This window comes from Pseudoalteromonas sp. c7(2019) (assembly GCF_011378625.1).
GTDB classification, from domain to species: Bacteria; Pseudomonadota; Gammaproteobacteria; order Enterobacterales; family Alteromonadaceae; genus Pseudoalteromonas; species Pseudoalteromonas arctica.
This window is the reverse complement of sequence record NZ_WTKS01000006.1, coordinates 170,373-191,047: the sequence shown is the minus strand read 5'-3', so window position 1 is coordinate 191,047 and position 20,675 is coordinate 170,373. Positions and strand designations below refer to the sequence as shown.

Sequence of the window (20,675 nt, the reverse complement as noted above, 5' to 3'; positions counted from 1 at the left end):
AAAACGCCGCATTAGTTAACTAAACTAATGCGGCGTTTTTGTTTTTATACTTTAAGAATTAAAGATTAAAGCGTTTCTTTAAATAATTTATGAATACGGCGGTATTCGTCTAACCAACTTGAAGGCTGTACAAAACCATGTGGTTCAACAGGGAATATAGCTGTTTCAAAGTTTTGTTTTTCAAGCTCTATTAAGCGCTGTACTAAACGCACTGAGTCTTGAAAAAACACGTTATCGTCAACCATGGGTGCGTTAATTAATAAACGTTTGTTTAAACCCTCAGCGTAATAAATTGGCGAGCTGCGCTCATATGCAATCGGGTCAACATCAGGATGGTTTAATATATTAGCCGTATAACCTGTGTTGTAATGTGCCCAGTCGGTAACAGGTCGTAGTGCTGCACCCGATTGAAATAACTCAGGCGCGGTAAACAATGCCATAAAGGTCATAAAGCCGCCGTATGAGCCACCATAAGTACCAACTGCTTTGGTATCAACGTTGGCATTTTGCGCCATCCATTTAACGCCATCGGCTAAATCTTGTGTTTCAGGTGTGCCCATTTGACGATAAATCGCGGTGCGCCAATCACGGCCGTAACCTTTAGATGCGCGGTAATCCATATCCATTACTATGTAACCTTCATCAGCGAGCAATGAATGGAACATAAATTCACGAAAATAAACCGAAAACCCCATATGTGAGTTTTGTAAGTAACCCGCGCCGTGATTAAAAATAACCGCTTTGCGGTTTTTACCTACTTCACCCTCAACGTAATCAGCTGGGTAATACACTTTTGCGTATATAGGTTGATCAGTATGGCTCGATGGCACAGCAACAATTTTAGGTGCAGTTAGCTTTTTAGCTAAAAACTCATCCGACACAGTATGCGTTAAGCGCGTTGCTTTTGTATTGGCTTGAGCATCAGCTACATAAAGCTCATTAGGCATGGTAATTGTAGAGTGCTTAAGGAGTAGCTTAGTTTCATCTGGGCTTAACGTGTAATCAGTCATGCCATTTAAGTCAGTAACTTGCTCGCTATTACCTGTTTGTGGGTTAACGCGGTAAATTTCGTACAGGCCTGGGTGCTCAACATTCGCTTTATAATAAATAGCGCTGTCATCGCTGGTAAGCGTTAAGTTAGAAACCTCAAATTGGCCTTGTGTTAGCGCAGTTGCTTTGCCGTTAATTGGTTTTTTATAAAGCTGGCTGTAACCTGACTCTTCCGATAGGTAATAAAGCGTGTTTGAGTTATGTAACCAACCAAAGTCGTTAAACGCGTAAGCAATCCATGCATCGTCATGAAGGCGATGTTGCGAGACAAGTTTGTTGTTTTTAAAATCAACGGTAGCAAGCCAGCGGTCTTTGTTGTCCCATGCTTCAAGCATTACAGCTACTTGTGAGCCGTCATCGTTCCATACTATTGGGCTTTGCTCAAAACCCCAGTCCATAATAAGGTTAATGCCACGAGGCGCCTTTTTAGACTTATATGTTTTACCATCACGTGCATAATTTTCTTTTTTAACTGCGGCTAAAACATCTTCATCAAAGCCCGGTAAGGTATTAAAGCTAAGTGATGTTTGCTCTTTGTTAGTTAAATTGATGTACACAAGCTTTGAGGTTTCTTCTTTAGCATCGGCTACACGGCGGCGTGCTTTTTTAGGTTCTATAGTGGCGTCATTTGTAATGTAGTTAGGCATAATATCGCCATCACCGCGCCAATCTGTTTGCTTTTGTACAACGACTAACAGCGCATCACCATTTGGCGAAAGCTGTGCTTCTGCAACTTTATTACCATCACCTAAGTAGTAAGCCGTGTTAGCAATTGAATTGTTTTGTTCATTAATTTGCTCATTACGTGCTTGCTTATCTTTTTTATTTTTTTGTTGAAGCGCCACAAACTTAATCAATTTATGCTGCTCTTTAGCAATATACGTGCTTGGCTCTTCAATCCCTTTTGGCTCATCAGCAAGTTTTAAGTTAGCAAGCTCGCTCGTTAAGCCTGTTTTTAAATCAACTTTAAAAAATACATTGCCTTGGCGGTAAACTAAATCGCCATTATTTAAAAATTGTGGTTTAGATTCGCTTGCTGATGTCGCTGTAATTTGTTTAAGTTCACCGGTTTTTAGGTTTTTAACAAACACATTGCCTTTAAACGTGTAGGCCGCCATTGTTTTATTTTTTGAATAAACAGCTTTATTTGAACCCACAGTATGAAGTTTATTAAGTGCTACCTGCTCTGCTGTTTGGCTAGTAACCGATTGGCTAAATAAATCGCGTAGTGTATTACCTTGCTCTTTTTGAGCATAAATAATAGTAGCCGAATCGCTAGCCCAATAAGCGCTCTCTGGCTGATTGCCCATCCAATCCGGATCGGCCATTGCTTGTTCTAGCGTTATTTTTTGTGAGCCGATATCTGCTGGCGTGTTTACAACCGCAGCAACCGATGTTGCTGGTAAAGCACTTTGCTGTGTTGATGAGGTGTTAGCGGTCGCGCTACAACCTGCAAGCATGACACTTGAGGCAACAGCTAAGGCCACTAACGTTTTAGATGAAGAAAAATTAAAAATCATAGTGCTTCTATACGGTTATTATAATTAAGCCGTATTTAAGCAGAAGCACTCAAGTTATTGCAATTTTTTAAGATAAATAGCCATTTAACAGGGTAAAGCTCAGTTTACTAGCGCATCCCCTGTTAATAGGCGTTATTCAACTATTAAATCAAGCCACACCAGTCGATGATCGCTCGATGCGTTTCTGTCTTTAATTAAACGATATTCATCGCTCGTTTTAGTTGGCCAAAACACACCACCGTCTTTAACTTTTAAGCCGTAGTTTGACGGTAAAACGTAATCAACACGCGCTTGCCAATTAGCACTGTAATTTTGTGCATAAGGCACAGCATACTGCTCTTTAGCGCCCTCACTTTTTGGAACAAAGTGAGCGTTTATCAATGGGTTTTTAAGTAGTTGGTCGGTGGTATTTGTGCGGGCTTTATCGCCTTCAGGGGCTGCATTTAAATCACCTAAAATAACAAACCGGGAGTAAGTTTTTAAACCACCCTTTTCGCCTTTATCATCGTAAATATACTTAGCGTTTGAAACGTAATCGGCAATTAATCTTACTTCATCGTGGTTACGTTTGCCGTTTCTATCCTCTTCACCGTCAAATACAGGGGGTGTTGGGTGAGATGCAATAACATGAATGGTTTTATCATTTACGTTAATAGGTAAATCCCAAAACGATTTAGAGCTAAGTCTTAACGCTTGCCATTCTTGTGCGTTATACCAGTTTTCGCCTGTTTTAGGCATTACGGGCATTTGTGCATTTGGCATGTCTTTATATTTAAAGGTTTGAAGGGTTCTTACTTTATCAAAATCGATTGGGTACTTCGACAAAATAGCCATACCGTAATGGCCTTCAAAAAAGCCAAAGCCTTGTGCATCGCCCATCACGCCATTTTTCTTGCCATCGTTATCTAAATCAAACTCGGTAGCTAGGCCTGTATTTACAGGGGCAATATAAGAGTAAGGGTAATTAATAGCGGCTTGTTTTTGCTGACCTACATTTAAATAATGCTTATTAAAGTATTCAATTCCCTGCTCTTTTGGGATGTAATCAAATTCGTTAAGTAAAATAATGTCAGGGCGAACACGTTGAATAATTTCCGCTATATTCTTAATTTGCTGGTGGTTTGCTTTAAGTGCATTAACTAAAGCATCACTTTTAACTTGCTCACCTTTAGGTGTGTGATTAGTTGCATCCATACTTACATTAAAAGTAGCAACACGAAGAGAGTCTGATGCAAATGCACTGTTACTAAAAAAAGGACTAAAAGAAGCGGCAACAAGTAGTGCGCTATAAATTGCTTTAAGTTTCATTAAATAATTTCACTGTAAAATTTTAGACTCAATCATTATTTCACAATCTAGGTAACCTTGCGCTTTTTTTAAGTACAAAAAAATGCCGAGCAAGCTCGGCATTTAATAAAACGGTTAGCCATTTAATGAAGGATTAAATTTGCCGCCGCTTTTAAAATACCAGGGTAGTCTTGCTCAGGTAAATATTCAGTAAGCTCACCTAATTTATCTGCTAGGTCGTTCATGCTAGTGGCCGATACGTTTATATGGCCCATTTTACGACCTGGTTTTGCAGTTTTACCGTACCAATGGCTAGTCACATCTGCATATTTAAGTACGTCAGCTGGAATATTAGGTTGCCCTAGTACGTTTATCATCGCGGTAATGTGTTTAAGCTCTGTATTGCCAAGCGGCAAACCTGCAACAGCACGCATGTGGTTTTCAAACTGTGAGCAATGGCAGCCTTGTTGCGTCCAGTGGCCTGAGTTATGTACACGCGGTGCAATTTCGTTAACGAGTAACGTGCCTTGTACATCAAAAAACTCAATTGCTAATACGCCAACGTAGTTAAGCTCGTTTGCTATTTTTGTAAATGCATCGTTTGCTTGCGCTTCAACGCAGTGATTATTTTTACCGGCAATAGAAAGCGTTAACACACCATTTGTGTGCTCGTTTTCTGTTAGCGGATAAATAGCAACATTACCGTGTTTATCGCGCGCACCAATAATAGATACTTCACGATCAAACGGGATCATTTTTTCAGCAATAATTGTATGTGGCGCAAGCTCGGTGCCCGATGCAATAAAATCAGACATTTGTGACCAAATTTCGTCTATTTGACTATCCGATTTTAAACGCCATTGGCCTTTTCCATCGTAACCCGCTTGGCATGTTTTAATAACAAGTGGCTTTCCTAGGGTTTTAACTGCGTGTTCAAGATGCGCTTTTTCAGTAATTAATTGATACGGCGCACAAGTTACGTTTGTTTTATCAAGCAATGCTTTTTCAAGCGAGCGATCGCCACCGGTTTTAATAGCGGCTTTCCCAGGGTAGAACTTATTGCTGTTACAGCAAAGTGTTAGTACGTCATCAGGAATGTGCTCAAACTCTGCAGTAATTGCATCAGCGTTTAATATTGCTTGCTCAAGTGACGTGCTATAAACCTCACCAGTTAGCGGATGCTTAATTTGCTTGCTGCCTACATCGTATGCAACCACGTTTAAATTAAGCGGCGCGCCTGCAAGGCTCATCATACGTGCAAGTTGCCCTGCACCTAATATTAAAATATTCATTATTACTCTGCAGGGTTTGGATTAGCTAATATAGTGTCGGTTTGAGCTTTACGAAACGCTTCAATTTTTGCAAAAATTTCTGGATTTTGACACCCTAAAATTTGTGCGGCTAGTAAACCTGCGTTTGCTGCGCCCGGCTCACCAATTGCAAGTGTGCCCACTGCAACGCCTTTAGGCATTTGGCAAATAGATAAAAGTGAATCAACACCATTTAATGCTTTTGATTTTACAGGCACGCCCAGTACAGGAAGCGATGTAAAAGCAGCAGCCATACCTGGTAAATGAGCCGCGCCGCCAGCGCCAGCAATAATAACTTTAATACCGCGTTCTGCGGCTGAACTTGCGTAATCAGCAAGTAATTGAGGAGTGCGGTGTGCAGACACGACTTTAGTTTCGTACTTAATGCCAAAATGCTCAAGCATAAGTGCTGCATGTTCCATGGTTGGCCAATCTGATTTAGAACCCATAATAATGCCAACAGTCATAAATACTCCTCAGTAATGTATTTTTAAAATAGCGGACTTATGTCCTGTTTAAGCCGGGTATTATACCCAAAGCCATATTAATTGCGACTAATACAAAGCCACAAAAACAAAAAAAGCCATGTTTAAACATGGCTTTTTAGGGTTAACGGGTAAATAGCTAATTAAGCTTCTTTACTAGCTAGGTATTCTGCGTAGTTGCCTCTAAAGTCAATGATTTTACCATCTTTAACTTCCCAAATTCGGGTAGCTACCGATGATACAAATTGACGATCGTGCGATACAAACATTAATGTACCTTCGTAGGCTTCAAGTGCTAAGTTAAGCGCTTCAATAGATTCCATATCCATGTGGTTTGTTGGCTCATCCATTAGCAATATGTTTGGTTTATGCATCATAATTTTACCAAACAGCATGCGGCCTTGCTCACCACCTGAAATTACTTTAACTGACTTTTTAATATCGTTCTGAGAGAACAACATACGACCTAAGAAGCTGCGAACCACTTGTTCGTCGTCGCCTTCTTGTTGCCATTGCTCCATCCACTGAAACAAGTTCATGTCGGTTGCAAACTCATCTGCGTGATCTTGCGCGTAGTAACCAATGTTCGCGTTTTCAGAAAACTTAAACTCACCGGCTTTAGGTGCTAAGCGCCCTGCTAATGTATTAAGTAATGTTGTTTTACCAACACCATTTTCACCAATAATAGCAATACGTTCGCCAACTTCTACTAAACCTTCAAGCCCAGAAAACAACGTGTTGTCATCAAAGCCTTGCGTTAAGTTATTCATTTCAAGCGCGTTTCTGAATAACTGCTTTTCTTGGTCGAAACGAATAAACGGCGTTTGGCGTGAAGACGCTTTAACTTCGTCTAACTGAATTTTGTCGATACGTTTAGCGCGCGATGTTGCCTGTTTAGCTTTAGATGCGTTAGCAGAGAAACGTGATACAAACTGTTGAAGTTCAGCAATTTGGTTTTTCTTCTTCGCGTTTTCGCTAAGTAGCTGCTCACGTGCTTGCGTTGCTGCAAACATGTATTCGTCGTAGTTACCTGAGTAAATACGTAGCTCACCGTAGTCAATGTCGGCCATGTGAGTACACACAGAGTTTAAAAAGTGACGGTCATGCGAGATGATTATCATGGTACAGTCGCGTTGGTTTAACACGTCTTCTAACCACTTGATGGTGTAAATATCCAAGTTATTGGTAGGCTCATCCAGTAGCATAATGTCTGGGTCTGAGAACAATACTTGAGCAAGTAGCACGCGTAATTTAAAACCTGGTGCAATTTCTGACATTGGGCCAAAGTGTTGATCCGTACCAATACCTACGCCTAATAAAAGCTCACCTGCTTTAGATTCAGCAGAGTAACCATCCATTTCGGCAAATTCAGTTTCAAGATCGGCTACTTTCATACCGTCGTCTTCACTCATTTCTGGTAAAGAGTAAATACGGTCGCGTTCTTGTTTAATTTTCCACAACTCTTTGTGACCCATGATCACAGTATCAATTACTGAGTATTCTTCGTAGGCAAACTGGTCTTGGTTTAGTTTAGCAACGCGTTCATTAGGATCAGTACTAACATTACCTGAAGACGCTTCAAGCTCACCACTTAAAATTTTCATAAATGTTGATTTACCACAACCATTCGCACCGATTAAACCGTAACGGTTTCCATCGCCAAATTTTGCTGAGATATTTTCAAATAATGGTTTAGCACCAAATTGCATGGTGACATTAGCTGTACTAATAATAGCGCTACCCTCCAAGGGAGTATGGATGTAATTAAATTGCGCGCAGTTTAAACCAAAATGGCCTGTTTTTCTATGAAAGTTTAAAGGCAAACTAACGCGTTTAGCCATTTATTAGCACTGTATAGTGGGTAACTCAAATAACAGATTAAATTAAATGGTTTTGTAAATTTTTATTCAGCTTACACAAGTAAAAATTCATCAATATATTCACTTTAATATGTCTAGGGAGTTTAGAATTACGTATACTGAATTAGAGTAAAAACACTTTTAACGTGTTTGTGTGTTTACTTAACTCATTTTTGTACACGAAGTAACAATAAAAAGTTATATTTATGAAAATAAAGCACTTTTAGAGCTTTTGCACTAGTTGCTACTTTTTGAACAAGATGAAATTAATTCAAATTAAATTTTTAACACACCACAAATTTACCATCCTATTTACCTATATATTCAATATAAAAACAAACTTCTGCAACACCTGAAAAACAAAATTAACCTCTAGTGAATATCAATAGAATCTGCCTGTGAATTTTGTTGAGTATTTTTCACTTTTGAGCTCTTTATTGCTTTGTTAGTCTTCAAATCTGAATTTTTACCTACGTAAAAACACTAAAAATTTACACAGGGCAACACACAAGATGAGCAAAAAATTAGCGACACTGATTAGCGCAAGTATTGTATTCGCACCCGCTGTCTCGGCGGTAGAGTTATACAAAGATGATAAAAACACTCTAAAAGTAGGTGGATATCTTGATGTGCGTGTAATTAACACACAAAACGAAACCGAAGTTGTTAACGGCACTTCGCGCATTAACTTTGGTTTTACTAGAGAGCTAAAGAAAGGTTGGACTGCCCTTGCTCTTGTAGAATGGGGTGTAAACCCTGTTGGTAGTAGCGACATTATTTATAACAATCGTTTTGAGTCAATTCAGGACGAATTTTTGTATAACCGTTTAGGTTACGCAGGCCTTTCACACGAAAAGTACGGTCAACTTACCATTGGTAAACAATGGGGTGCATGGTACGACGTAGTTTATGGAACAAATAATAGCTTTGTATGGGATGGTAATGCAGCAGGCGTTTACACCTATAACAAAGACGATGGCGCTGTAAATGGCACTGGCCGTGGTGATAAGTTAGTCCAGTACCGCAATAGCTATAACGATTTTAGCTTTGCAGTACAAGCGCAGCTTAAAAACAGCGAGTTTTATACCTGTGACGTAAGCGATATTTCAGAAGAAGAATGCGAAACGCTTTGGAACTCTGGCGATAGTGCAGCCCAAGAAGTTGAATTTAACTACACATTTGGTGCGTCTGTTACTTATACCCCTACCGATATGCTAACGCTTACGGCAGGTGTTAACCGAGGTGAGTTTGATTTAACGTTTGGCGATGGCTCTACTCGTAATGTTGAAGATTTAATTTATGGTGCCGGTATTATGTGGGGCAGCATCGATAAACGCGGCCTTTACGTTGCTGCCAACGTAAATAAAAACAAAAACCACGACACAGATAACATTGGTCGCTTAATTAAAGACGCAATTGGTATAGAAACATTCGCATCATACCGTTTTGATAACGACTTTCGCCCTTTTATTGCCTACAACGTGTTTGATGCCGGCGATGATTACGTAATTCAGCCAAACTTTAACGCCGATCCTAACGATGTATTTAAGCGTCAGTTTGCTGTTATTGGCCTTCATTACCTAATTGACGAAGCCACTATTGCCTACATAGAAGCGCGTAAGGACTTTAGTGACTTCGAAAGTGATAACAACGATCAACAAGCACAAATGGAGCAGTCGGAAGACGACGGTATAGCATTTGGTTTTAGATATAAGTTCTAAATATAAGCTCTAAATATAAGTTTAAAAACGACTACAACTTCCCTAAGCACAACCCTTTTAGCCCTTTTAACTTTTTTAACTGGGCTTTTTTTATTTCGCCATGCTTTGTTGAATATTTGGTTTTGCATTTAAGGCTATTTCAACAAATGCATTAACAGCCGCACTGGTATTGTTTTTTTAATGTGTAATACCATCAACTCACGATGCCCCTATTTTTACGTCTACCGTTTGCTGCCCAATACAATGAACGAGCAAAATTTTAACGAATCACAAATAGGTTAACTACTCGCATCTATATCTTTATTGGCTGAAGTTACCGTAGACTTGATTATTTGCACTACCTTCCTGATTACTTTTTTTTCAATTTGACTCTATTGCTAAGCTTAGCATTATAATAAAATTAAGTATGATGTGTTCTTTTACTGTAAAGCCACCAGCTAACTTATATTAATTGCATGCAGAGTATATAAAGATGGTGAAACTATATTGAAATTGCAAAGTGCTTGCACTGATTATTGCTGATCACATATGCTCATAGGTACTGCCTGTATTCTAACTCAACACCTACGTGCTGTATATAAACACAGTGCGCGTATTTACTGTGTAAAAATAAATTAAAACAACTCCCTTTGTAAGTCGTTAATAACATTAAACTAAGTAAAGTGCTATGAAGCTGATTCGTTATCATAAATAGTTAAAACACCGGTAACTGTATATGCACACAGTTACCGGTTATGCCTATCTAACCTACTTTTTAATAAACTTACTAAAACCAGCTAATGCCTTTGATACACTCAGTGTTGGATTATCTGAATGCTCAGCACCTTCGTTTATAGCGCTTTGCCACACAAGGTTATTATTAGGATTTGCTGTTAAAGCAGACTCTAAATTATCAAACGCTTTTAACATTAACGGATGCTCTGCTCCACCCACCGAAAGGTATAAATAAGTAGGCGACTTAATTTTATTTGCTTGAGTAGTTAAAAACGCTTCTACATTATTAACCACTGTCATGTCGTCATACCAAGCCGCTGGGCTAAATGCAAAGTAGCCATTAAACAGTTCAGGCCTTGTATGCAGTGTATAAAGTACAAAGCTGCCACCGGCCGAAAAACCACTTAATACACGGTTATTACTAAGCTTATATTTTGCCGATAAATACGGGAATAACTCAGTTTCAATAAACGCTAAAAACTTGTCGGCTTCACCATTAGGCTCTATAAGTGTTTCGCCCTCAGGGCGCGCTTGTGTATTTACATCTTGGCGAGCATAAGGAGGCACTAAATCGCGATTACGTGTATCTGTAAAAAACAAATTAGGAATAGACACCAATATAGCCTTATCCCCTTTTTCGCTCTTAGCTTGTTTTGTAAGTGCTTTGTCCCATGTATCTAAATTAAAGTTACCATCGGTTTTAATAATTAACGGATACGCTTTTTTAGGATTGTAATTAGCGGGTAATCTTATAAACACTTTGCGCGACTCATTAAGCACGCTTGAGTTAATTGTTACGTCTGTATAGGCCGATACATAATGGTTGTAATAGCGTATGGCTAAAATACCGATAGCAAAAATGACTACGGCTAAACTTAAATTAATAAAATAGTGTTTTGTTATTTTTATTGCCATGCGGCATTCCTTCAAATGTTTAAGAGTTATTTAATCGAGCTTAACCCATTGTTTTATTTCAAGCGCGGTCATAATAAGCTCAACCGAAAACGCGGCTAAAATCATCCCCATCACACGCGTTAAAATAGACGCGCCGCCAGTACCAATAAGCTTAATTATTTTACCCGAAAGCAGCAATAGTATTAAAGTAATACCCAACACACCAATTGTAACAAGCGCTGTGCCTATTTGAGTGGTAATTGGGTGTATATGGTTGTCGGTAAGTAGTATCACCGCCAAAATAGCGCCAGGGGTCGCAGTTGCTGGTATAGCTAGCGGAAACACTGCTATATCGTGATCGGGGTCTTGTTTAGCTTTGTTAGAATCGTTTCCAAATATCATTTGCAGGCCAAACAAAAACAATATAATTCCGCCTCCTAACTGAAACGACACCAACCTAATTCCCATCGCATTAAGTATTAGCTGCCCAATCAATATAGAACCCAATAGTACGCAACCAGCATAGAGGACCGTTTTAAAGGCTGTTTTACGACGTTGTTGATCTGTTAAATGAGAAGTAAGCGCAGCAAACAGCGCCATAGTGCCTATGGGGTCAATGGTTGCCCAAATAACAAGCGCATCTTGAGATAGTTTTTCTAGCATATAAAATCCTTGTTAAGCGTAAATATTTAATAAAACACGGGTAACAAATTCATTTGCTTACGCTTAACTATAATAGAAAGCCGTTATTTTTTGTATTTTATTTACACTTGGAGGCGTTGACCTTTCAGGATTGAAAAAAGATAAGCACTTATAATTGCCGTCTTTCGTTAAAGTGATTTATGCCAAATAGAATTTTCTCTTAAGCTAAAACCTAACTTAATAAGTAAATTATGGGAACGTGCATTGTGTGCACTCACCTCAGCCGATAAATGTTTAAGCGCAATTTCCTTAAGTAGCGTTTCAATAAAACCGGTGACTACTTCAAACATTACGCCTTTATCCCAAAAGTCGGGGTGCAGCTCAAATCCTATAAACGCACTACTTTTACACGGCGTTAAATTATAAAGCCCACAAGTACCCATTAACTTTCCAGATATATTATGTTCAATTGCAACTCTAATCACTTCGCCTTCGTAGTAGGCACTAATATCATCTTGTATTAATTGTTTGATTTGTGTTTTGCTGAGCGGTGTTTCGTAGTCGTTAAATTCTGACACATGCGGGTGGTTTAAAATATTAAATAAACACGCAGCGTGTTTGTGGGTAATTAAACGCAGCGTAACGCGTTCAAGCTTTGTGGTATTAAACATTTTATTTAAGTGGTTAGTTAAATTAGCTCTTTATGGGCAGGCATTATTAACTTACCATACCCCATTAACAAGCATTATCTTTAAAGCAAAAAGAGTAAGAGAACGTAATGAGTGACGATTTTCAAGTAATACAACCCACTACCACAGTATATTGCCCAAAGCGCGGCGAAGGCTGGACCTTAACAGGCATTACTAATATTAACGAGTTTACCTCAGTAATGTTTGACGGCACACGCTATACACTTCCAGCACGCGAAATAGTAGAAGAACTTCTTCCTAACCAGCTAGCGCGTGAGCAAAATAGCTAACCAAACACATACACAATAAAAAGGCTGCAATTTTGCAGCCTAATATCTAATTAACTAGTTAAAATGCTTCGTCTTCACTGTAAACATTAACGTTTAACTCGTCTTCATCTTCAAATACTACAAACGAAATAGGCTTACAGCATACTTGGCAGTCTTCTATGTATTGCTCATCAATATCTGCTGCATCAAGTAATACTTCAATACTTTCTCCACAATAGGGGCAGCTTATTGATTTTTCAGTTAACTGGTTCATTTATCACCTGCTAATTTATATCTCGAATGTTGTCACTTTAATGAACAAGCCAGCATAATTCAACACCCCATTAAATAACGCTTATTTGGCTAACCCAATTAAACCATGCTGCTAACTAAAAAGTGATCTAAATACCTGCTTTACGTTTATAAAACATCTTAAGCACATTAGTTTGCACCATATATAAGTTAGCCAGCTAAAACTATGCCTCTACAATGAAATAGTATTAGCACTTAGCGGGTCTAACTTCATAAGTATTTAAACTCACACTTCAGGTGGATAATTTTATGAAAAAATCACTCGCACTCGTATTAACATCTGCCGCAATATTGTTTAGCACATTTACTCATGCAGCTAAAACCGAAAAAGCCGTTTTAGCTGGAGGTTGTTTTTGGTGTATGGAAAGTGACTTTGAAAAGCTAGAAGGCGTAACCGATGTAATATCGGGCTTTACAGGCGGAAAAATTAAAAACCCAACATACAATGGTAATCATAAAGGCCATTACGAGGCCGTAGAAATCACTTACGATCCAGCCATAGTAAGCTATCAAGGTATACTTGATCATTACTGGGTAAATATTGATCCTTTTGATGCCAGAGGCCAATTTTGCGATAAAGGCCCTAGTTACTTAAGCGCTATATTTGCACAAAACGACGAACAACGTAAATTAGCTGAAAAAACAAAAGCAGCTGTTGTAGCCGAGTTTCCTAATCAAACTGTGGTTACACCTATACTAAACGCAAGTACCTTTTACCCTATTAAAGGGAGGGAAAGCTTTCACCAAGATTATTACAAAAACAACCCAATCCGATACAACACTTATCGTTGGCGTTGTGGTCGCGATAGCCGCCTAGAAAATATTTGGGGCGACAGAGCAACCCACTAGTATTTATTAAGCAACTTAAATTACACCAACAAAAGGCTGCGTATTGTGCAGCCTTTTATATATCTACAAAGCTAGCTTTCTCTGCTTCAAAAAGTATACAAACCTTCATTATCAATAAATAGTATATTCTGTTTCCTAAAGCAGGCTGTTTATCTACTAAATCAAATGCAATAAATTGCACTCCTAGATTGATATAAACCAAATTCAACAACTGGAGTTACACAAAATGTTTGCCAATCAATTACAGCTAGCGCGTGCTCTAGAGTTACCTACACGCCAAGCCATGCTTTACCGTGAACCAGCAGTACAACACTTTTGGAATAGTAACACCGACCTAATTACAAACGCCTGGAGCGAATGGGAAACAACATCAATAGATGGCTCAACGTTTACGCTTGACGATACACTACTTGATAAAAACCTACGCGAAGCAGTAAAGCAAGCATGGGAAGATCCATCAAAAGAGCTGGCCGTAAAAGCGTTATTACACGAAGTAGCGACTGATGTATTTCAATTTCAATTTTTTGATCCAGAGCGCCTTGCCGTATTACGCGGGTATTTAGAACAAGTATGGAATTCGCAAATTCCTATGCGCCCACCATATGGCATAGTGTTAAATCGCCGTGGTGCAATGCTTGATAGCCGATCAGAAGGTCATTTAGCAGCGCCAAGCATTCAAGCGTTTTATAACGAAATACTAAACACTTACATGCGCCCTATTTCGCGTATGCTGTTCCCGGAGGTTACGGGGTTTGATACACAAACATTTGGTTTTTCTATTTATTATGAGCCAAACACAGATTCGTCAATTCGCCCACATACCGATGCATCGGCCGTAACGCTTAATATTAACTTAAACTTACCAGGCGAAGAGTTTACAGGGTCAGAAGTTGACTTTTATCACCCGTACACAGGCTCCATTAATTCACTTACGTTTAAGCCCGGCACTGCCATGTTACATCGTGGCAATATTGCACACGCAGCAAAGCCTATTACCAGTGGTGAGCGAACTAATTTTGTTTTGTGGTTGTATGGAGAACGTGGGCGATTACCAGCACAAGGTGCACCACGCATTCCTATTAATGCTAAACAGCGCTGGATTAACCCTAAAAAGACGAACGACGGCTATGCACCATTTTAATCGAGTTTTTAACTAAGTTTTTAACTAAGCAAAAAGGCTGCTTAATTTAAGCAGCCTTTTCGTTAGTATCGTTTTAGTTTACGTTTAAAACTTATACGTTGCAGATAGCCTTACACTTCTGGGTGTGCCCGGTTGAACCCAGGCATCAGCAAATGAGTTAGTGTAATAAGTTTCATCAAACAGGTTATCTACCTCTGCACGCAAGCCAATTGCCTTAGTTACATCAATATCTATAAACGTACGCGCTGTTGCATAGCTTGGTAGCTCAAAGTCGGTACCAAAAAAACCGTTTCGAGAGTCTACATAAACTAAACCTGCGCCAAATTTAATTGCTTTGCCATATAACTCGGCTGATTTAACAAGCTGTAAACTAAGTTGATGTTTAGGAATATTTAATAAAGAACTGCCCGCTTCAACGGTATAGCCAAAGTTCGCATCAAAAAATGAGTTTTCAATAGTTGCATCAACATACGCATACGATAACCATAGGCTTACATCATCCGTTAGCTCACCGTTTATATCAATTTCTATGCCTTTGCTTTGTGCTTCCCCTATTGCAGCAAAAGTAAATGCAGTGGGATCGTCAACCACCAGCATGTTGTCTTGCTCTACTTTAAACATCGCGATAGTGCCAAATAAAGCGCCATCGTTTAAAGTAAATTTAACGCCTACCTCTGACGACGTTGATTGATTTGGCTCAAAACCATCGCCATTTGTATCAGTGCCTGATAAAGGCCTAAAATTTTCGCCATAAGCAGCATAAACAGATAAAAACTCACTCGCCTCATACACGACACCAAACTGCGGGCTAACACGCGATTCGTTTTGCTTAGATTGAGTATCCGCTAAACGGTTATTAAGTGTTTGTTCGTAGTCATCAAAACGTGCACCTACACGTATATCTAGCTTATCGGTTAGGCTTATTTGGTCTTGTATAAATATACCTAACGACTCTTGCACTTCTAACTTATCGGTATTGGCCGTTGGCGTAGGTAACTCATACGCACCATACACGGGGTTAAATACATTAATAAACTGATCGCCACGCACGCGAAGAACAAATTGATCATTTTCGAATTTATCAGAGTCCACACCAATTATTAAACGATGCTCTAACCCAGCAACCTCTAAATTACCGGTAACTTCTGCACGGTATACTTGGTATGTAGCATCGTAATCACGATAACGCCTAAAGCGATTTACCTCGCCATCAACAACACCTGCAAAACCGGTTTCGGTAGCAAAACCCTCAAGCGATGTATCACGATAGTTAGCGCCCAGTAATACGCTCCAGTTATCATTAAAGTCATGAACAAACTCTAATTGATGACCAAGTACGTCAGCCTCTATTGGGCCATCACCTGGCTCACCTAAAAAGCGGCTCTGTGGTATTAAACCAAGTTCGCCATCTATGGCTAATACGCCTCTATCAAAAGGGACCTCTTGGTCGCTGTATTCAAGCTCATATATTAGCTGGCTATTATCATTAATATTCCATGTTATTGATGGGCTAAAGCCTTGTTTAGTTGTTTCTATCGTATCGCGAAAGCTTTTTGCGTCTTCATAAAAACCAACCAGTCTAATTGCTACGTCGTCGCTAAGGGGCGTGGTGTAATCTACATCAGCGCGGTAGGTGTCAAAGCTGCCTACGCTTAGCTTTAGCTCGCCACTTGTATCAAATGTTGGGCGTTTAGTAACAAGGTTTACTGTACCACCAGGCTCTCCTCGGCCAAATAGGGCAGCTCGTGGGCCTTTTAAAACCTCAACCGACTCAATACCCGACAAATCACGCGAGCCACCAAAACCACGCCCGGCATTAAACCCATTTACAAGGTAATTACTTGGTAAGTTTTCATCGCCTACAAAACCACGTAGTGCAAAGCTATTCCAAAGTCCACCAAAGTTATTTTGACGAGCAACCGAAGCCGATAAATCAAGTGCTTGGTTTAAATCTATCGCACCTGCGTTTTCAAGCGCTTCTAAATCTATTTTCAGTTCTGATTGCGGTGTTTCTAACGCACTAAATTTACCTTGATACGCTTGACGCGAACCCATTACAGCCAATCTTTCAATAGGGCTATTATTAACGCTGTCATCTTTTTGGTTTTGCTCAACAGCCATAGCATGGCTGCTAAATAAACTGACTAAGCATGCGCTTAAATAGGTGAGCTTTAGCCCTTTATTATTGGTATTCATTATAAACCTTGTTAATTAGTTAACTGATAAATTTTCTTTTAGCTTAACGCCTGTAACTTCAGGCTCATCCATTTCATTAAGCATTGTTTTTTTAAAGCTAGGCATATTCTTAAGCGCCGCTTTTGGTGGGTTGCCCTTTATAAACAGCCAAGGGTAGTAAAACTCCCTTAAACTTTTATGAAATCCTCGCATACGGTATTCGTATCTAAATGCAGCTAAAGCATCAGTGCTCGCCAGTCGTGTAAAACTGCGTTGTAACAGTAATGGCGGTGAAAACCACGATACAATTCCCGCTAATTGATACTTTGTATGCGCAGCATCACGATACGCATGTGAAAGTTCACCTGCTTTTTCGTCTCCAACTTGTTGAAATGCGTAATACCATTTCCACTCAAACTCGCTTTGCATATCAACGTGATCTTTCCACTGTGGATTTGAAGCAACAAAAGCATCCATTGTTGTTTTCTTTGGTAAGTCCCATGCATCGTTAACGGCCTCTCTTTGAGTAAGCACAATGTCGCCGCCCTTTGGTGAGTGCACCGTTTTGTTTATAACTAAATCGCCTAAAATAGGAATAATAAAAGCAACTAACACCCAAAAACCAATTAACGTTGAAGCAACACGCGGCGCACTGCTGGCATTTTTACCCCACCACACACTGAGCGCAGTCCAAAACGCAATGTAAATTACACAAATAAAAGTAACAAACCCCACATCAGCAAGGGCCGAATGACTAAGCAATGTACCTATATAAAATGGCAGCATTAAACACACTATTACCGCAATCAACCGCACAGTTATACGTGCCCCCCATAATGCAAAGTAAGACCTAGCAGTAGTTACTAATAAATCATGCCTACCGCTTGTTCGCTCATTAGCAAATAAATCATGAAATAGTAAAATAACTATCAGCGGTGCTAATGCACTTACTACAAATACAAAATCAATTTTACCCGCCTGCGCTAGCTCTGCGTTTTGCGCATCGCTTTCGTAAATTTGTCCCTCTAGGGCAAGTAAATTTAAGCGGTGTTTCCATGGGTAAATATCGCGCTCGCCTAAAGCAGCAAACGCTAAATTTGAAGGCGATGAATACGTTAAGTGAAAACTGTAATAGGCAAGTGAGCCTGGGTCTTCGTATTTATGTTGAACGTTAGTTAAGTCTGTTAAATCGGCGGCTTTTAAGCGCTCAATAGTTTGCTTTTGCTGTGTTACTTCACTAAGCCCGCTGAAAACTGCAAACCCCGATATAGCAAATGTACATGCTAGTAATATCACTAAATATTTTTGACGAAGTAAAAAACGCCATTCACGAATTAGCTGTGAAAATACATAACTCATAACAAACGCTTCCCTACAAATTTAATACCGCCTAACAGCACTGCAATCCAAAGAAATAACTGTAAAAATGCAGGGATACTTCGCTGCGCTCTCACTTGTGCGTTATCTACATTAAAAGTAAAGTTTTGCAGTACTTGCCAATTTTGTGCACTTACACGAGCTTGCTTAGTCGTTTCGGTACTGGCATTGCGGTTCATATCGTCTTGGTAGCTAAGCTTTTCTACATGAACTTTGTTAAGCCCTTGCACAAAGTCAAAACGCAACTGTTCGGTTTCACGCAAAAAGCGGTGATGAGTTTCAATACTCGTGCCTACCACAATCATCGATAACGACCGAATAGCCACCATAGGTGAAACCCAACCAAAATAACGCGATACCTTTGTTTGTTTAAGTTCAGCTTGCATACGCTGCTCAGCAAACTTATTGAGTACGCTTGTGAGTTTAGCCTCAGACTCGCTTGCCACTAGCCCTCTAAAATTAACGGGTAACTCATCAATACTGCTAACGTTATATTTATTAAGGAGTGATTGTTTAAGTTGCTTAAATGCGGGGTCGTTTGTGTTGTGGCCGTCGCCTAGTTTTCTAAGTTCGGCTTTTACAGCAAAGTCTGTTTCTATTTTACCGGCAGATGGCACAGCCGTGGAGGCTGTTGTACTTGCTACGCGTGGCATAACAATACACAGTAAAATCCACACAAAGGCAAGTGCGGTAAAGCTGCCACTGTTTTTACTAAACACGCTCGATGCCAGTAAAATCAGTAATACCCACACAGTTAAATATAAAGCGTAGCCAACAACAAAACTTACAACTGCCAGTAAGCTTTCGCCCGCAGCAACAGTAAATAAAGCCGATACCGTCAGCGGAGTTAAAATTAAAGCCACAACAGAAAGTAGCGCCAATCCTTTACCTGCAATAAGCGTTGCGCCCGATGTACCTTGCGATAACAAATACGAGAGTGTTTGTGACTCACACTCGCGGCTAATACCGCTGTAGCCAATTAATATCAGTAATAAAGGTGCGAGTGTTTGTACAATAAATGCAGGCGTTAAACTACCTAATTTAGTTAATGCAGTACCTTGGCGGCTATCTGCAAACATTGCGCTATTTTGTCTGTGCCCTTCTAAAAATATAGAGTTGCCTGTGTAGGCATCAATACCAGGGTCAAGCGTACTAAGTGGTGAAGGCGTTCTAAATGCATAATGCCCATAATGCACCATTCTGTGTGGATGACGGTCGGGTTGATCAACAAAGCTTTTATCGCTAGTTGCCTGTAATTCATGCCGTGAGTGGCTTAACTCCATCATGGTAATAGCCGTTACAATCACCGAGGCAACCGTGAGCACCAAACCAATAGCAAGCACGGTCATTGCTAATTTTGAGCGAAGCCAATAACGCCACTCATCTTTGGCAACAATCACCACCTTTGAAAAGTTATTTATACTCATTAAGTACCTCTTTTAGCGTGATGCCCAAACGCAGCGTGTACTTGCTCGGTATCAATACGCCCACTTTGGGGCGCATCAAACTCTCCCACCAGCTCACCGTTTTTAAGTAAACCAATTCGATTAGCGACTTGGCAGGCACCGTATACATCGTGGGTAACCATTAAAATAGTCGCACCCGTTAATGCAAGCTCTCGTACAAGTTGATTAAATTCATCAATAGCAACAGGGTCTAGGCCCGATGTAGGCTCATCAAGTAAAAAAATGGGTGCTTCACGAAGTATTGCAAGTGCAATTGCTGTTTTTTGCCTCATGCCTTTTGAATAAGTTTGCATGTGGCGATCCCATGCATCGTGTTGCAGTGCAACACGATTAAAAGCCGCGTTAATTTGTTCATCTGATTTTTTAATATCAGCAAGTGATAAAAAATATTCAACATTTTCGCGAGCAGTTAAATGCGGGTAAAGTGTTGCCGACTCTGGCAAATACGCGGTTTTGCCACGTACAAAATCAAGCGCTTGTGTAACCTCTTTACCGGCTACTTTTACAGAGCCTTGAGTTGGTTTATTAAATCCGAGTAACGTTTTTAATGTAGTTGATTTACCTGCACCATTACCACCGAGTAGCGCATACACCTCGCCTGCAGCCACACTAAAGCTTAAGTTTTTTAAAATAGCGTTATTTTTAATACTAAAATTTAAAGAGCTCACTTCAATCATCGTATCGTTTAAAGCGGCGCCTGTGTTGCTAACGTGTTTATCAAACGTTTTTTGTTCAATTGGTGGTGTTTTATTAATCGCGGTAGGTGTTGTCACACTAAAACTCTATTTAGGGAAATTACATAGGAACGAATGTTATACCATATCAAATACCCATTGCAACAATATAACATTGTAAATTAACAAATAAGATAAATAACGTTACGTAGTTAATATAATATTACTTTGAGAGGTAAAA

17 protein-coding genes are annotated in these 20,675 nt (G+C 39.7%); 4 read left to right on the top strand and 13 right to left on the bottom strand.

Annotated elements, in window-relative coordinates; translation table 11 throughout:
- Nucleotides 1–65 precede the first annotated feature (65 nt).
- From GQR38_RS09020 to GQR38_RS09000, 5 genes are all read right to left on the bottom strand, one after another.
- Nucleotides 66–2,570: a prolyl oligopeptidase family serine peptidase gene (locus GQR38_RS09020; protein WP_165721896.1), complete on the bottom strand. Its 2,505-nt coding sequence runs from the start codon at nucleotides 2,568–2,570 to the stop codon at nucleotides 66–68.
- 132 nt (nucleotides 2,571–2,702) lie between these two features.
- Nucleotides 2,703–3,878 (bottom strand): endonuclease/exonuclease/phosphatase family protein, encoded by a 1,176-nt coding sequence (locus GQR38_RS09015; protein ID WP_165721897.1) that lies wholly within the window; start codon nucleotides 3,876–3,878, stop codon nucleotides 2,703–2,705.
- Between the two features lie 122 nt (nucleotides 3,879–4,000).
- Nucleotides 4,001–5,149 (bottom strand): 5-(carboxyamino)imidazole ribonucleotide synthase, encoded by a 1,149-nt coding sequence (locus GQR38_RS09010; RefSeq protein WP_165721898.1) that lies wholly within the window; start codon nucleotides 5,147–5,149, stop codon nucleotides 4,001–4,003.
- Between the two features lie 2 nt (nucleotides 5,150–5,151).
- A complete protein-coding gene (gene purE / locus GQR38_RS09005) occupies nucleotides 5,152–5,634 on the bottom strand; it encodes a 5-(carboxyamino)imidazole ribonucleotide mutase (protein ID WP_002962540.1) in 483 nt (160 codons plus the stop codon).
- Nucleotides 5,635–5,795: 161 nt separating this feature from the next.
- Nucleotides 5,796–7,385, bottom strand: a complete 1,590-nt coding sequence (locus GQR38_RS09000; protein ID WP_076915491.1) for an ABC-F family ATPase — start codon at nucleotides 7,383–7,385, stop codon at nucleotides 5,796–5,798.
- Nucleotides 7,386–8,023: 638 nt separating this feature from the next.
- Here GQR38_RS09000 and GQR38_RS08995 point away from each other — a divergent pair.
- Complete coding sequence (locus GQR38_RS08995; protein WP_165721899.1) at nucleotides 8,024–9,232, top strand: porin; 1,209 nt, start codon at nucleotides 8,024–8,026, stop codon at nucleotides 9,230–9,232.
- Nucleotides 9,233–9,979: 747 nt separating this feature from the next.
- Here GQR38_RS08995 and GQR38_RS08990 read toward each other — a convergent pair.
- The 3 genes from GQR38_RS08990 to GQR38_RS08980 form a co-directional block, all read right to left on the bottom strand.
- The gene (locus GQR38_RS08990; RefSeq protein ID WP_165721900.1) at nucleotides 9,980–10,861 is read right to left on the bottom strand and encodes an alpha/beta hydrolase-fold protein; all 882 of its coding nucleotides are present in this window, start codon (nucleotides 10,859–10,861) and stop codon (nucleotides 9,980–9,982) included.
- A gap of 30 nt (nucleotides 10,862–10,891) precedes the next feature.
- Nucleotides 10,892–11,503, bottom strand: a complete 612-nt coding sequence (locus GQR38_RS08985) for a MarC family protein (RefSeq protein ID WP_010552776.1) — start codon at nucleotides 11,501–11,503, stop codon at nucleotides 10,892–10,894.
- Between the two features lie 167 nt (nucleotides 11,504–11,670).
- Nucleotides 11,671–12,153, bottom strand: a complete 483-nt coding sequence (locus GQR38_RS08980; protein WP_165721901.1) for a GNAT family N-acetyltransferase — start codon at nucleotides 12,151–12,153, stop codon at nucleotides 11,671–11,673.
- A 107-nt stretch (nucleotides 12,154–12,260) separates the two neighbouring features.
- Between GQR38_RS08980 and GQR38_RS08975 the strand changes: the two genes are divergently transcribed.
- Complete coding sequence (locus tag GQR38_RS08975; RefSeq protein WP_007586727.1) at nucleotides 12,261–12,461, top strand: hypothetical protein; 201 nt, start codon at nucleotides 12,261–12,263, stop codon at nucleotides 12,459–12,461.
- A 58-nt stretch (nucleotides 12,462–12,519) separates the two neighbouring features.
- Here the strand turns inward: GQR38_RS08975 and GQR38_RS08970 are convergent, their stop codons facing one another.
- Nucleotides 12,520–12,714, bottom strand: a complete 195-nt coding sequence (locus GQR38_RS08970; RefSeq protein ID WP_024593951.1) for a CPXCG motif-containing cysteine-rich protein — start codon at nucleotides 12,712–12,714, stop codon at nucleotides 12,520–12,522.
- A gap of 287 nt (nucleotides 12,715–13,001) precedes the next feature.
- Here GQR38_RS08970 and msrA point away from each other — a divergent pair, with 287 nt between their 5' ends.
- Both msrA and GQR38_RS08960 read left to right on the top strand, forming a co-directional pair.
- Nucleotides 13,002–13,601 carry a peptide-methionine (S)-S-oxide reductase MsrA gene (gene msrA / locus GQR38_RS08965; RefSeq protein WP_165721902.1) on the top strand — a complete coding sequence of 200 codons (600 nt, stop codon included), beginning with the start codon at nucleotides 13,002–13,004 and terminating at the stop codon, nucleotides 13,599–13,601.
- Nucleotides 13,602–13,827: 226 nt separating this feature from the next.
- Nucleotides 13,828–14,742 (top strand): 2OG-Fe(II) oxygenase family protein, encoded by a 915-nt coding sequence (locus GQR38_RS08960; protein WP_165721903.1) that lies wholly within the window; start codon nucleotides 13,828–13,830, stop codon nucleotides 14,740–14,742.
- Nucleotides 14,743–14,826: 84 nt separating this feature from the next.
- On the opposite strand, the gene GQR38_RS08955 is transcribed toward GQR38_RS08960, so the two are convergent.
- Genes GQR38_RS08955 through GQR38_RS08940 form a run of 4 tightly spaced genes read right to left on the bottom strand, consistent with a single transcriptional unit; the run spans nucleotide 14,827 to nucleotide 20,533 of the window.
- Entirely contained in the window at nucleotides 14,827–16,938 is a 2,112-nt protein-coding gene (locus GQR38_RS08955) for a TonB-dependent siderophore receptor (protein ID WP_165721904.1), read from the bottom strand.
- Between the two features lie 15 nt (nucleotides 16,939–16,953).
- Nucleotides 16,954–18,276 carry a DUF3526 domain-containing protein gene (locus tag GQR38_RS08950; RefSeq protein ID WP_165721905.1) on the bottom strand — a complete coding sequence of 441 codons (1,323 nt, stop codon included), beginning with the start codon at nucleotides 18,274–18,276 and terminating at the stop codon, nucleotides 16,954–16,956.
- On the bottom strand, nucleotides 18,273–19,721 hold the full coding sequence (locus GQR38_RS08945; protein ID WP_165721906.1) for a DUF3526 domain-containing protein: 1,449 nt from the start codon (nucleotides 19,719–19,721) through the stop codon (nucleotides 18,273–18,275). The genes GQR38_RS08950 and GQR38_RS08945 overlap by 4 nt, the downstream gene beginning before the upstream one ends.
- Nucleotides 19,721–20,533, bottom strand: coding sequence for an ABC transporter ATP-binding protein (locus GQR38_RS08940; protein ID WP_346774070.1), 813 nt, complete (start codon nucleotides 20,531–20,533; stop codon nucleotides 19,721–19,723). Before GQR38_RS08940 ends, GQR38_RS08945 begins: the two co-directional genes overlap by 1 nt.
- Between the last annotated feature and the right edge of the window lie 142 nt (nucleotides 20,534–20,675).

What these genes read in the sequence shown, in the direction of transcription:
- GQR38_RS08975 (WP_007586727.1), top strand. Translation starts at nt 12,261, where the DNA reads ATGAGTGACGATTTTCAAGTAATACAACCCACTACCACAGTATATTGC.
- GQR38_RS09020 (WP_165721896.1), bottom strand. Translation starts at nt 2,570, where the DNA reads ATGATTTTTAATTTTTCTTCATCTAAAACGTTAGTGGCCTTAGCTGTT.
- msrA (WP_165721902.1), top strand. Translation starts at nt 13,002, where the DNA reads ATGAAAAAATCACTCGCACTCGTATTAACATCTGCCGCAATATTGTTT.
- GQR38_RS08960 (WP_165721903.1), top strand. Translation starts at nt 13,828, where the DNA reads ATGTTTGCCAATCAATTACAGCTAGCGCGTGCTCTAGAGTTACCTACA.
- GQR38_RS08950 (WP_165721905.1), bottom strand. Translation starts at nt 18,276, where the DNA reads ATGAGTTATGTATTTTCACAGCTAATTCGTGAATGGCGTTTTTTACTT.
- GQR38_RS08955 (WP_165721904.1), bottom strand. Translation starts at nt 16,938, where the DNA reads ATGAATACCAATAATAAAGGGCTAAAGCTCACCTATTTAAGCGCATGC.
- GQR38_RS08990 (WP_165721900.1), bottom strand. Translation starts at nt 10,861, where the DNA reads ATGGCAATAAAAATAACAAAACACTATTTTATTAATTTAAGTTTAGCC.
- GQR38_RS08970 (WP_024593951.1), bottom strand. Translation starts at nt 12,714, where the DNA reads ATGAACCAGTTAACTGAAAAATCAATAAGCTGCCCCTATTGTGGAGAA.
- GQR38_RS08995 (WP_165721899.1), top strand. Translation starts at nt 8,024, where the DNA reads ATGAGCAAAAAATTAGCGACACTGATTAGCGCAAGTATTGTATTCGCA.
- GQR38_RS09015 (WP_165721897.1), bottom strand. Translation starts at nt 3,878, where the DNA reads ATGAAACTTAAAGCAATTTATAGCGCACTACTTGTTGCCGCTTCTTTT.
- purE (WP_002962540.1), bottom strand. Translation starts at nt 5,634, where the DNA reads ATGACTGTTGGCATTATTATGGGTTCTAAATCAGATTGGCCAACCATG.
- GQR38_RS08945 (WP_165721906.1), bottom strand. Translation starts at nt 19,721, where the DNA reads ATGAGTATAAATAACTTTTCAAAGGTGGTGATTGTTGCCAAAGATGAG.
- GQR38_RS09010 (WP_165721898.1), bottom strand. Translation starts at nt 5,149, where the DNA reads ATGAATATTTTAATATTAGGTGCAGGGCAACTTGCACGTATGATGAGC.
- GQR38_RS08985 (WP_010552776.1), bottom strand. Translation starts at nt 11,503, where the DNA reads ATGCTAGAAAAACTATCTCAAGATGCGCTTGTTATTTGGGCAACCATT.
- GQR38_RS08980 (WP_165721901.1), bottom strand. Translation starts at nt 12,153, where the DNA reads ATGTTTAATACCACAAAGCTTGAACGCGTTACGCTGCGTTTAATTACC.